Source organism: Aeromonas sp. 11P (assembly GCF_051920165.1).
Taxonomy (GTDB): Bacteria; Pseudomonadota; Gammaproteobacteria; order Enterobacterales; family Aeromonadaceae; genus Aeromonas; species Aeromonas veronii.
This window is the reverse complement of record NZ_JBQBDJ010000004.1, coordinates 819,333-831,685: the sequence shown is the minus strand read 5'-3', so window position 1 is coordinate 831,685 and position 12,353 is coordinate 819,333. Positions and strand designations below refer to the sequence as shown.

The 12,353-nt window shown below is 59.2% G+C and carries 8 protein-coding genes and 2 pseudogenes; 7 read left to right on the top strand and 3 right to left on the bottom strand.

All coding sequences use genetic code 11. From position 1 onward, the window contains the following. Positions 1-17 precede the first annotated feature (17 nt). Together ACTG1P_RS03955 and trxC are read right to left on the bottom strand one after the other, a co-directional pair. A pseudogene (locus ACTG1P_RS03955) lies at positions 18-1,399 on the bottom strand (SLC13 family permease). A gap of 161 nt (positions 1,400-1,560) precedes the next feature. Then, positions 1,561-1,993 (bottom strand): annotated as a pseudogene (trxC, locus tag ACTG1P_RS03950) (thioredoxin TrxC). Positions 1,994-2,181: 188 nt separating this feature from the next. Between trxC and ACTG1P_RS03945 the strand changes: the two are divergent. From ACTG1P_RS03945 to ACTG1P_RS03930, 4 genes are all read left to right on the top strand, one after another. Then, the gene (locus tag ACTG1P_RS03945) at positions 2,182-4,986 is read left to right on the top strand and encodes a response regulator (protein ID WP_440000543.1); all 2,805 of its coding nucleotides are present in this window, start codon (positions 2,182-2,184) and stop codon (positions 4,984-4,986) included. A gap of 166 nt (positions 4,987-5,152) precedes the next feature. Continuing rightward, positions 5,153-6,889 carry an ABC transporter transmembrane domain-containing protein gene (locus ACTG1P_RS03940; RefSeq protein WP_440000542.1) on the top strand — a complete coding sequence of 579 codons (1,737 nt, stop codon included), beginning with the start codon at positions 5,153-5,155 and terminating at the stop codon, positions 6,887-6,889. Next, positions 6,886-8,637, top strand: a complete 1,752-nt coding sequence (locus ACTG1P_RS03935) for an ABC transporter transmembrane domain-containing protein (protein WP_440000541.1) — start codon at positions 6,886-6,888, stop codon at positions 8,635-8,637. The genes ACTG1P_RS03940 and ACTG1P_RS03935 overlap by 4 nt, the downstream gene beginning before the upstream one ends. 167 nt (positions 8,638-8,804) lie before the next feature. Then, positions 8,805-9,278, top strand: coding sequence for a DUF4442 domain-containing protein (locus ACTG1P_RS03930; RefSeq protein WP_005352552.1), 474 nt, complete (start codon positions 8,805-8,807; stop codon positions 9,276-9,278). Positions 9,279-9,311: 33 nt separating this feature from the next. Here ACTG1P_RS03930 and ybcJ read toward each other — a convergent pair whose 3' ends face one another. After that, on the bottom strand, positions 9,312-9,545 hold the full coding sequence (gene ybcJ / locus ACTG1P_RS03925) for a ribosome-associated protein YbcJ (protein ID WP_005361116.1): 234 nt from the start codon (positions 9,543-9,545) through the stop codon (positions 9,312-9,314). A 260-nt stretch (positions 9,546-9,805) separates the two neighbouring features. Here ybcJ and ACTG1P_RS03920 point away from each other — a divergent pair, with 260 nt between their 5' ends. The 3 genes from ACTG1P_RS03920 (at position 9,806) to pdxY (ending at position 12,267) form a co-directional block, all read left to right on the top strand. Beyond that, positions 9,806-10,369 (top strand): VC2662 family protein, encoded by a 564-nt coding sequence (locus tag ACTG1P_RS03920; RefSeq protein WP_005333596.1) that lies wholly within the window; start codon positions 9,806-9,808, stop codon positions 10,367-10,369. A gap of 83 nt (positions 10,370-10,452) precedes the next feature. Continuing rightward, positions 10,453-11,229 carry a DUF429 domain-containing protein gene (locus tag ACTG1P_RS03915; RefSeq protein ID WP_440000540.1) on the top strand — a complete coding sequence of 259 codons (777 nt, stop codon included), beginning with the start codon at positions 10,453-10,455 and terminating at the stop codon, positions 11,227-11,229. 174 nt (positions 11,230-11,403) lie between these two features. After that, complete coding sequence (pdxY, locus tag ACTG1P_RS03910; protein ID WP_440000539.1) at positions 11,404-12,267, top strand: pyridoxal kinase PdxY; 864 nt, start codon at positions 11,404-11,406, stop codon at positions 12,265-12,267. Positions 12,268-12,353 lie beyond the last annotated feature (86 nt).

Sequence of the window (12,353 nt, the reverse complement as noted above, 5' to 3'; positions counted from 1 at the left end):
TATTGGGGGGAGCAGGATCAGAGGATGTCGCCAACGAAGTAGGCCAGCAGGGCGAGCAACACGGTAAAGACAACGTTCAGAGCCATCCCGGCTTTCATCATCTCCCTCTGGCGGATATGGCCACTGGCAAAGACGATGGCATTGGGCGGCGTGGCGACCGGCAGCATAAAAGCACAGGAGGCACCGATAGCGATCAACACCGACATCACCACAGGTGATACACCCAGCGCCTCGGCGACACCGGCAAACAGGGGAACCAACAGCGCGGCGGTGGCGGTGTTGGAAACCAGTTCGGTCAGGAATACCACGAAGGCGGCCAGCATAAGCAACACAACAAAAATATTGGCGTTGGAGAGTACGGCCGACAGATGGCTGGCCAGGAAGGCACTGGTACCAGTGGCCTTGAGAATGGCGCTCAGGGTCAGACCGCCGCCAAACAGCATCAGCACGCCCCAGTCGGTGTTCTGGTTGACGTCATCCCAGCTGGCGACACGGCTGACCACGATGGCAACGATGGCGCCCATGGCAATCAGGGTGTCGAGTTGCGGAATACCGCCAAAGGCGTTGGAGATGGGTTGTGAGCCGATCCAGAGCACAACGGTGGTCAGGAAGATTGCCAGCGTCACTTTACGCTCGCGTGTCCAGTTGATGGTGACATCCTGGATCTCGACGCGGTGGCTGAGACGCGGGCGGGTCACCAGATAGAGCAGGGCAATGCCGCAGGGCATCAGGATCAGCACGACTGGAACACCGAATTTCATCCAGTCAGTGAAGCCAATCCCCATCTGGGCGGCTGCGATGGCGTTGGGTGGGCTACCCACCAAGGTACCGATGCCGCCGATACTGGCGCTGTAGGCGATCCCCAGCAATACGAAGACGAAGGTGGCGCGCTCTTTTTTGCTATCGAGGCGTGCCAGCATACCGATCGCCAGTGGCAGCATCATGGCGGTGGTAGCGGTGTTGCTGATCCACATCGACATGGCGGCTGTGATGGTAAAGAGCAGGATGACGCCCCAACCCAGATGACCATTGGCCAGGTGCATCACCTTGCCTGCCATCAGGGTATCCAGTCCCTGTTTTGAGAGGGCTGCCGCGAGGGCGAAACCGCCAAAAAAGAGGAACAGGATCGGGTTGGCAAAATCGGTGAGGGATTTGCTCATGTCAAACACCCCGAGCACGGTAGCCAGCAGGGGTACCAGCAGCGCGGTGATGGTGACGTGCAGCGCTTCGGTCAGCCAGAGGATGGCGATAAAGACCAGAATGCCCAGCCCCTTGTTGACCATGGGGTCAAACGGGAGCAGGCGAGCATGGCACAAAGTAGCAAAACATCCAGGATGACGATCCCTGATTTGATGTCCAGCCAGCGAGATGGAGCAGAGGGTACAGCTGATGTGTGCATAATGTTCTCTCGGTTAATTTATGGTTGTTTTTGTGTTGCCGAGATTACATCCATTCAATTGTTTGAAACAGACTCACATGTTGAAAATCAGCCTCTACTCACATACTCATTGATAAAAATGAGGAAATGAACACATAAATAAAACATGTGCGAAATATAAATCAAACATCCATGAACTGTTCCAGCCATTGCTTGAACATGCTCTTGGGCAAGGAGCCATTTATCTGGTTCACCAGTTTTCCCTGTTTGAAGACCATCAAGGTGGGGATGCTGCGAATGGCGTAACGGGCGGCAATGGTGCTCTGCTGCTCGGTATCGACTTTGACAAAGCGTATCCGTGGTTCGAGCTCATGGGCAACATCATGAAATACCGGGGCAAACTGCTGGCAGGGGCCGCAAACTGGCCCAGAAATCGACCACGACCGGGATATCTGAGTTGATCAGGGTATCGAAGTTATCCACCTTCCCGAGGCAAGGGGTCTGGCTGAACAGGGGGGCCTTGCAGTGCCCGCATTTGGCGGATGTATCGATATGGGTAACGGGCAGGCGGTTCCTGGTGAAGCAGTGGCTACAATAAGTAGTGACAAATGACATAATTGGTTCCTTCTAGATCTGCTCTGACCGAGGATATGATGAGGGGCCAGAATGAAGCAATCACGAAACAATAGCGAAATATCAGAGCAATCACGGTAACACAGTGACCGGCGGGAGTGGATAATTCCCCCCAGGGTGCATTGCCTAACCGGATTATTCAGCGACCACCAGATGAGAGTCGAGACGGGATGAATAAAGGATCACGGAAAAACCGTGCCGTGCCAGGGCTGATCGTTGCCCTGCTGCTCGCCTTTTCGGGCTACTGCTGGCAGTCGCTCAGTCAGCAGCAACAGGCCCATGACCTGAACGAAGCCGCCGAGGTGGTGCTGAACCGGATCAACGTCGATACCGTCTATCTGCTTGGGCGGGAGCAGGCCAATGACAGCAATGTCCAGCAGCGCCTGGACCAGCTATCTATCACCCTTGACGGCTTTGTACGCAAGGTCAGAAGCGATCCCGAGCTGGTGCAAGACGAGCTCTCCCAGGCACTGCTTGAGGACATGGATTCCTATCTGATGGCGCTTGCCAAGCTCCATGCCATAGAGATGGCCATTGAGTATATCAATGCGCCCCTGCAGGCCCAGATTAAAAAGGTGCGCGAGATAAGCCTGTCAGACAGTGCGTTGCATCGAGATGTAGAGGAGCTGGCGCAGCTGAGCAACTATCTGCAGCGCAGTTGGGACAAGCGCGAACAGACTGCGCTCGGCCAGTTGCAGCAGCAGTTGCAATCCCGTTATGGCGACCTGCCAGATATCGCTACCCTGATCCGCCTGAGCAAGGACATGAGTCAGCAGGTGATGGCTTATCACACCTTGCGTTACCAGCTCATCGACATGCATGTGGTCGAGAGTCTGGAGCGCTGGAAGATCGACAAGCTGGATCGCGCCGCCTCTTTGATGAGCCGCTTCTATCTGATGGTACTGTGCGGAGCCTTGATTTGCTTCGTGCTGGTGGCCTTCACCCTGTGGCGCCGCAACCAGAAACTGAGCGAGCTGTCGCGTCAAACCGGCTTGCTAGCCCAGGCCAAGAGCGATTTTCTGGCCAATATGAGCCACGAGATCCGTACCCCCATGAATGCCATCATAGGTTTTAGCTCGCTGGCACTGCAGACCGAGCTGGATCAGCAACAACGGGACTATCTGGGCAAGATCAAATCCTCATCCGATACCTTGCTGCTGCTGATCAACGACATCCTTGATTTGACCAAGGTGGAGTCCGGCAAGCTGACGCTGGAGGAGATCGACTTCGATCTCAGCGAGCTGCTCGACTCAATGGCGGGGATGTTTGCCGATCTGGCGGAGCGTAAACATGTGGAGGTGATCATTCGCGCATCGCCAGAGGTGCCGGTCTTCTTGCGTGGGGATCCCCTGCGGCTGGGGCAAGTGCTGGTCAATCTGGTGAACAACGCCATCAAGTTTACCGAACGCGGTGAAGTCGACATTTCCATCGAGCTGGCCAACTCCCATCCAATGCGGATCCGCTTCAGTGTGCGCGATACCGGCATCGGCATTGCCGAAGAGAAGCAGAGCCAGCTGTTTCAGGCGTTTACCCAACTGGAGGCGGGCAATACCCGCAAATATGGCGGCTCGGGTCTGGGTCTCAATATCTCCCAGCGGCTGGTGGAGCTGATGGGGGGGCGGATCATTGTCCAGAGCAAGCCAGGCGTAGGCTCCCTGTTCCAGTTTGATATCCCGATGGCGCAGGCGGTCTACGGCGTGGCTGGACGGAAAGTTTTCTTCGAAAACCAGCCGCTGGTGATGGTGATGGATGACAACGAACTGGTGCTGGATCTGGCCCGGGACATCCTGACTCGCGCGGGAGTGCGGGTGCTGCCGGTTAACTCCCTTTCCCGTGCCCGTCAGTTGCTCCGTGAAGAGGGACAGAATCTGCGGTTGGCGATCCTCGACTGGCGCATGGGTCAGGAGGATGGGCTCGATCTGGCGCTGGAGATGTATCAGCACAGCCAGTGGCGGCGGATCCCCATCCTGATGATCAGTGCCTGGGCCAGAGAGGGGCTACACGCCAGGATGGACAGCATGGGGCTGACCCATTTTTTGCCCAAGCCGATGACTGAAAATGCCCTGCTGGCCAAAGTGGATGAGCTGCTCAACGGCAGCTCCTACGAGCTCAACCTGCGCAAGGCCGAGGCGCAGGGGGATCAGCAGCATTTCACATCCCTGTTGCAGGGTACCCGAGTGCTGTTGGCGGAAGATAACCGGGTCAATCAGCAGTTGATCGTCGAGTATCTGCGGCGGGTCGATGCGGTGGTGTGCGTGGTCAACAATGGTCGCGAGGCGGTGGAGCGGGTCGCCGAGCAGCCTTTTGACGTGATCCTGATGGACCTGCAGATGCCGGTGCTGGACGGGCTCGATGCCACCCGCCAGATCCGCAAGATGGTCGACAAGCACGATGTGCCCATCATTGCCCTCACCGCCAGCGCCATGCCCGGTGACAAGGAGCGTTGCTTGGGGGTGGGGATGAATGGTTACGTCACCAAGCCGGTGAGCAAGCTGGATCTTTACAACAACCTGCTGCAGTGGGTGAAGCCGCAAGGGGTGGAGCAGGCGGGGATCATGGAGGTGAAACCGCCGGATATGATGGGGATCCTCGGTCTGCAGGATGCCCTCAAGCGGCTGGACCAGGACAAGGAGGCATTGCAGATCCTGTTCAAGCTGTTCATGTCGGAGCACAAGGACGATCTGTGGGAGATCCGCTCCGCCCTGCGCCGTCAGCAACCCGAGGTGGCCAGCAAGTTGCTGCACACCCTCAAGGGGGTCTCGGCCAATATTTCGGCGGCCCGTCTGCAGCTGGTGGCCGGCGAACTGGAGTGGCGCCTGCGGCAAAACGAGGTGCTGAGCGAGGCGGATCTGGAGCAGTTACAGCAGGTGTTCAGTCAGACCCGGGAAGAGGTGTCACACTTCTTGTTGACCGGTGAGCAGTATGAAAATTCGTATAATCCCTATTCATCGGGGGATGATCGCATGTCACAGTGAATTAAATAGTAATTATTCTCAACCATTTCGGTTCGGGATATGATGAGCTTTCGTTCGAATCGCCTCCAGCCGGAGGCGATTGTTTTCATTCTTCTATTTCTGCGTGGCTTCTCTGATGGCCGCTCCTTGGAGCGGTCACGGGCAGAGAGCGCTAAAGGTTGGTGGTGTGAGCGTATTTTTACGATTGAGCTGGTTTTTCAAGGAGCAGTGGCCCCGTTATCTGGCAGCCATCTCCCTGCTGCTGATGGTGGCCCTGTTGACCGTGATTCCGCCCAAAGTGGTGGGCTGGGTGGTGGATGGCATCACCAAGGGCGGTCTCGACAATGGTACCCTGATGCGCTATCTGGCGGGGCTGTTTGGTCTGGGTGTGCTGATTTATCTGCTGCGCTACGTCTGGCGGGTGATGCTGTTCGGTGCCTCTTACCGTCTGGCCTATGTGTTGCGCAATCGCCTGTTCAGTCATTTCACCCGGATGAGCCCAGATTTTTATCAGCGCCACCGTACTGGCGATTTGATGGCCCATGCCACCAATGACATTCAGGCTGTGGAGATGACCGCTGGCGAAGGGGTGCTGACTCTGGTGGACTCCATCATGGTCGGGGTATTGGTGCTCTCCATCATGTGCAGCCAGTACTCCTGGCAGTTGACGCTGGTCTCCTTGCTGCCGCTGCCGGTGATGGCCTATTTCATGAACCGCTTCGGCACCCAGATCTACACCCAGTTCAAGGCAGCGCAGGGGGCCTTCTCCAAGCTCAACAACAAGACCCAGGAGGCCCTTTCCGGCGTGCGAGTATTGAAATCCTATGCGGTTGAATCGCTGGAAGATGAAGGCTTTGCCGAGCTGACCAAACAGGCGGGGGAGCGCAATATGGCGGTGGCCCGCATCGATGCCAAATTCGATCCGGTCATCTATCTCTGTATCGGTTGCTCCTACTTCCTCGCGGTGGCGGGGGGCAGTGTGCTGGTGCTGCGCGATGAGCTGACTCTGGGTGAGCTCACCAGCTTCACCATGTACCTCGGCCAGCTGATCTGGCCGATGTTTGCCATCGCCTGGCTGTTCAACATCATCGAGCGGGGTAGCGCCGCCTACTCCCGTATCGAAAGCCTGCTTGGGGAGCGCAGCGATATCGAAGAGCCCGCTCAGCCGGCGGTGTTTACCTCTGCCTTTCCTTTGCAGATCAAAGGGGTGAGCTATCAACTCGAGCCGCGCACCCTGCTTGCGGATATCGACGTTACCCTCAAGCAAGGGGGGATGCTCGGGGTGGTGGGGCGCACCGGGGCAGGCAAGAGTTCCCTGCTCAAGCTGCTGATGCGCCTTGCCAATCCGACTCACGGTTCGATTGCCATGGGGGGAGTACCGATTGAGCAGCTGTCGCTCGGTACTCTGCGTAGCCAGTTTGCCTATGTGCCGCAGGAGCCATTCCTGTTTTCCACCACCATCGCCGCCAATATTGCCCTCGGTAAACCCGATGCGAGCCGCGAGGAGGTCGAACGGGTGGCGCGCATTGCCTGTGTCCACGATGATATCGTGCGTTTCCCCAAGGGCTATGAAACCGAGGTCGGGGAGAAGGGGGTGACCCTCTCCGGCGGCCAGAAACAGCGGCTGGCCATTGCCCGCGCTTTGCTGCTGGAGGCGCCCATTCTGGTGCTCGATGATGCCCTCTCGGCGGTGGATGCCCACACCGAGCAGCAAATTCTGCACGCCCTGAAAGCCCATCGTCGCACTCTGATCCTGGTCAGTCATCGCATGACGGCGGTGGAGCAGGCCGACGAGATCCTGGTGCTGGAGCAGGGCGCCATCAGCGAGCGGGGCCATCACGGTACCCTGATGGCGCACAATGGCTGGTATGCAGATATGGTGCGTTACCAGCGTCTCGAAGAAGCGGTGGAGGAGAGCCTGTGAATCCGACTATTAAACGACTGCTCGCCTACTGCGCCCGCTATCCTCGCTGGCTGATCCAGGCGGGGATTTGCCTGCTGCTTGCCACCGGCGCCGAAGTGGCCGGGCCGCTGCTGATCAAGTTTTTTATCGATGACTATCTGGCGCCACGCAATATCGTGCTGCCCACCATTGCTTTGATTGCGGTGGGCTATCTGGGCTTGCAGGTGCTCTCGGCGGCGGGCTTCTATTTGCAATCCCTGCGCTTCAATCGCATTGCCCAGGCGGTGGTGCAAACTTTGCGCGAGCAGGTATTTGCTACCGCTATCCGCTTGCCAGCCCGCTACTTTGACAAGCATCGCTCCGGCTCGCTCATCTCCCGCATCACCAACGACACCGAGGCGATCATGAACCTCTATGTGCAGGTGATCGGCTTGCTGGTGCAAAAGGTGGTGCTGCTGTGCGGCATCCTCATCTCCATGGCGCTGCTGGATCTGCGGCTGATGCTGGTCTGCTCCCTGTTGCTGCCTGCGGTGGGCGGGGTGATGTGGCTCTACCAGAAGCTGAGCGTGCCGGTGGTGCGAGCAACCCGCAGTCTGCTCTCCGACATCAACAGCCGCCTCAACGAGTCGCTGCAGGGGATGCCGGTGATCCAGGCCATGGTGCAGGAGCGCCACTTTGCCAACGCCTTTGCCGAGGTGAACCAGCAGCACTGGGCGGCACGGATCAAGAGCCTCAAGATCAACGGCATCTTGCTGCGTCCGCTCATCGATCTCTTCTACATGATGGTGCTGATCGGCCTGTTGGCGCTGTTTGCCCACGAGGGGGGGAGCCACGCGGGAGCCATTCAGGTGGGGGTGCTCTACGCCTTTATCAGTTATCTGGGGCGGATGATCGAGCCGCTCATCGAGATGACCAACCAGCTCAACCAGCTGCAGCAGGCGATGGTGGCGGGGGAGCGGGTCTTTGCCCTGCTCGATGAAACCCGCGAAAGCACCGACGGCGAGCTGCGCCCGCTGGAAGGGCGGGTCAGTTTCGAGCGGGTGAGCTTCTCCTACGATGCTGAGCAGCCGGTGCTGCGGGAGGTCAGCTTTACCGCAAAACCGGGCCAGATGCTGGCGCTGGTGGGCCATACCGGCAGCGGCAAGTCCACCATCATCAGCCTGCTGATGGGCTTCTATCCGCTGGATCAGGGGCAGATCCGCTTCGATGATCACGCTCTGGATACCCTGTCGCTGGCGGCGGTGCGCCGCAGCATCGGGCTGGTACAGCAGGATCCCTTTATCTTCGTCGGCACCCTGGCCGAGAACCTGCGTCTTGGCCGCGCCGGAATAGATGAGGCGCGGCTCTGGCAGGCGCTGAGCGAGGTGCAACTGGCCGAGTTTGTGCGCAGCCTGCCACAGGGGATCAACACCCTGATGGAGGAGGGGGGCAAGAACCTTTCCGCCGGTCAGCGGCAACTGCTCTCCTTTGCCCGCGCGCTGGTGGGGGATCCGCGCATCCTCATTCTGGATGAAGCGACCGCCAGCGTGGACTCCCAGACCGAACTGGCCCTCTCTTCAGCGCTGGCGGCGGCACGGCGCGGCCGCACCACCATCGCCATCGCCCACCGCCTCTCGACCATCGTCGATGCGGACGAGATCCTGCTGCTCTCACGCGGTCAGGTGAGCGAGCGGGGCAGCCACAGCGAGCTGATGGCCCTCGGCGGTCACTATGCCCAGCTGTTCGAGATGCAAAGTCAGGGGGCCTGGCTGGAAGAGAAGCGCGCCTGAGCGGCACATTTGCTGTAACCTCAACATGAACGAAAAGAGGGAACCGATGCGGTTCCCTCTGTTTTTTTGCGTTGGACAAAAGGTCGTAACCGTGATCCCTGTGCTTGTCGAATGGCGCAGATGCAGGCAACATGTTGTTTACATTAACTCATCGGATCAGTTCGCATATGGATTTGCAACGCTTCAAAGCCAATCTGGCGCTTCGGCTGTTTGCCTGGCGCTACATTCCCGTCATCGGGTTTTGTGCCCCGATCATCGAAGAGATGAACGCCAAGGCGCTGCGCATTCGCATTCCCCTTGGCTGGCGTACCCGCAACCATCTGGGCAGCATGTATTTTGGTGCGCTGGCGACCGGCGCCGATCTGGTGGGCGGTCTGCTGGTGATGGAGAAGGGGCGGCAGCGGCGCAAGAAGGTGCACTTCGCCTTCAAGGATGTGCAGGGGGAGTTTTTGAAACGACCGGAGGGGGATGTGCAGTTCGACTGCGCAGCGGGGGAGGAGATTGACGCCATGATCGACGAGTCGCTGGCGAGCGGTCAGCGCATCAATCGCCCCATCCGGGTGGTGGCCACCTGTCCGTCATTGAACGGGGATGAGGCGATGGCGCGTTTTGTGCTGACCCTGTCGATCAAGGCCAGCTAGCGGGTTGCCGGAGAGTGGCTCCCCGAAACGGGTTTAGCCAATCTCCGGGCTGACACCCTCTTTCACCACGACCTTCATGCCGTTGAAGTTGACCACCTGTTCGGCCACGATCTTGCAGCGCTTGCGGGTCTCGACCTGACCGTCCACCTCGACCAGCCCTTCGGCAACGAGGGCTTTGGCGGCGCCGCCACAATCGGCCCACCCCTGATGTTTGATAAGATCACACAAGGCAACGAAGGGGTGACCTTCGAGCAGAAACGTCTCCATGGGAAATCCTCTAGATGGATGAATGCCGGATACAGCAGGGCGACTATTTTAGGCAGTTCGCTCAGGCAAAGAAAGGAAGAGGGGCCACTCGCTGCGAAAAAGTGGCTGATTGTCCTTTAGGTGGCGCTTTCGCAAGACCTGATGGAGAGGTGAGAGGGCCAATCGTGACGTATCGTGACGCACCTCGTCCCTGCTGGTGTGCCCACACTCTCCCCTGACTGTTAGGATCGGGCCACTCTCAATGGCCCAAGGAACTTTCCATGACACTCTCCCGCCTGCTGCTGGCATGCAGCGCCCTGACTCTGTGCGGTGTCGCGCAGGCCAGTACTCCGGTGCAGGTCTCGCTGCCCGGGGTCAATTTGCCCGCGTCCCATCAGGTGGAAGGAGCGCGCGCCTCGCTGCTCTACGGCAGGACCGGTCAGGTGAAGGGCATTGATCTGCCGATCTTCGCCCTCTCCGATGTGGATCAGTTCAGCGGTCTGCAGCTCGGAATTTTCCTCGGTGCTGGTCGGGTGCGTCACCAGTTTGGCGGGGTCGCTATCAACGCCATCAACTGGCACGAAGGGCAGGATACCGGCGTCAATCTGGGGCTGGTCAACCTGACCAACAATGTACAGGGGCTTAACTGGGGGGCGGTCAATATCGCCAAGGGCAATGCGCTGGCCAACGTTGGCTTCGTCAACTATGCCGAGCGTACCACCTTCCAGATTGGCTTTATCAATGCGACCAAGCACCTCGACGGCTTGCAGATCGGGCTGGCCAACTATGCCGCCAACGGCGTTTTCCCCATTCTGCCGCTGGTGAACTTCCAGAAATCGTTCTGATTGGGCGGTTCGCTTTGCGTTAAGGGCCTCTGCTGATTACCCTGTGCCTCTTGCAACTTGTGACAGGCGAACAGAGGTAATTGATGACGGCAGGGCAGATGAGTGCAATCGGGATCGGCTGGGATGTGCGTGGCTGGCAGGGCAGTGCCCAGGCGGTGGCCGTGGTGGGCTGGCAGGCCGACTCCAACCGCCTGCACTGGCTCGGGGTGTCGCCGCTGTTTCGTCTGAGCTCGCGGGTGGCGCCGGATCTGGCCGCCCTGTTGCGTCCGGCCCTGCAAAACGAGCTGACCCTGATGCAGATAGAAGCCTGCCCGCAACTGGCGCTCGGTATCGATGCGCCGCTCGCCTTTCCCCGCGCCTTGCGGGATCTGCTCAACGGCCAGCCACATAGCTGCGCCGTGCCCGAGCGGGAGATAGATAACCCCTACGCCTATCGTGACTGCGAGCGCTGGTTGTATCAGCAGTACGGCAAGAAGCCGCTGTCGGCTACCTTCGACCGGCTCGGCAACAACGCCACCCTGGCGCTCTCCATGTTGCCGCGACTCTCGGATCTGCAACTGGTGCCGACTGTTGCCCCGAAGGCCAGTCGTGCCGTGCTGGAGGTCTATCCGGCACTGGCCAAAGTGGGTGGCAAGGCCTCCCCGGCACGGCCCGAGCTGGCGGCGCTGCTGCCTGCGGACGTGCTGGTCGGCACCGATCGCTACGATGCGGCGCTCTGCGCCCTGATGGCGCTGCAATATGCCGCTGGTGGCAAGGTGACTGTGTTGCCTGAGCTGATTTCGCCACCCAGTGACATGCCGTGTGATGAGGGATGGGTCTATCACTTTGCCTCTCATGCTGTAGAGCACAATGGCATGTGATGGACGGTGATGCGGCGCATCATGGCGCCGCTCACCCTGTGGACGCGGGCCAAATGGCGCAAAAAACCTGTCTTTCGTCAGGAAATTGCCTGTTCATCCCGCGCCAAGGTGGCGCATCGTTATCTTCATCCGATATATTGCCCACCTTGCTGATCCTTTGCTGTGGTATTCCCGATGAAATCCGTTCTCTCTATTCAGTCCCACGTGGTCTTTGGTTGTGCCGGCAACAGCGCGGCCGTCTTCCCCATGCGCCGCCTCGGCATGGATGTATGGCCCATCAACACGGTGCAGTTTTCCAACCACACCCAATATGCCCAGGGGTGGCAGGGGATGGCGATGCCGGCGGGTCATATCAGTGCGCTGGTGAAAGGATTGGGCAATATCGAGGTGTTGAGCCAGTGTGACGCCGTGCTGAGCGGCTACCTTGGCTCCGCCGAGCAGGGGGACGAGATCCTGACCGTGGTCAACGCCGTCAAGGAGGCCAACCCGGATGCCATCTACTTCTGCGACCCCGTGATGGGTCACCCGGAGAAGGGGTGTATCGTCGCTCCTGGCGTCACCCGTTTCCTGACCGAGCAGGCGCTGCCGGTGGCCGACATGATGGCCCCCAACCTGCTGGAGCTGGAGACCCTCTGCGATACCCATCTGGCTGATCTGGATCAGACCCGCGCGGCTGCCCATCAGCTGCTGGCCCGCGGCGTCAAGCTGGTGCTGGTCAAGCATCTCGGTCGTGCGGCGCAGGACTCCAGCCGCTTCGAGATGCTGCTGGCCACCCCGCAAGGGGATTACCTGATTGCCCGTCCGCTTTATGACTTTGCCCGCCAGCCGGTAGGGGTTGGCGATCTTATCAGCGCCCTGATGCTGGCCAATTTACTGGCCGGTCACGATGCGGTCAGCGCGTTCGAGCGCACCAACGCCTCGGTGGATGCGGTGCTGCAGGAGACCTGGCGCCAGCAGGCTTACGAGCTGCAACTCATCGCCGCGCAAGATGCCTTCGCCCTGCCAGAGGTTGCAGTGCGAGCGGTGAAACTCCCCTGAGTCAACGCGGACTTTCGTCTATCCCGACAAGGGGGTGGGATGCAGATGAAAAAGGCTTGCCAATGGGCAAGCCTTTTTACTGTTTG

What these genes read in the sequence shown, in the direction of transcription:
- ACTG1P_RS03915 (WP_440000540.1), top strand. Translation starts at nt 10,453, where the DNA reads ATGACGGCAGGGCAGATGAGTGCAATCGGGATCGGCTGGGATGTGCGT.
- pdxY (WP_440000539.1), top strand. Translation starts at nt 11,404, where the DNA reads ATGAAATCCGTTCTCTCTATTCAGTCCCACGTGGTCTTTGGTTGTGCC.
- ACTG1P_RS03930 (WP_005352552.1), top strand. Translation starts at nt 8,805, where the DNA reads ATGGATTTGCAACGCTTCAAAGCCAATCTGGCGCTTCGGCTGTTTGCC.
- ACTG1P_RS03920 (WP_005333596.1), top strand. Translation starts at nt 9,806, where the DNA reads ATGACACTCTCCCGCCTGCTGCTGGCATGCAGCGCCCTGACTCTGTGC.
- ACTG1P_RS03945 (WP_440000543.1), top strand. Translation starts at nt 2,182, where the DNA reads ATGAATAAAGGATCACGGAAAAACCGTGCCGTGCCAGGGCTGATCGTT.
- ybcJ (WP_005361116.1), bottom strand. Translation starts at nt 9,545, where the DNA reads ATGGAGACGTTTCTGCTCGAAGGTCACCCCTTCGTTGCCTTGTGTGAT.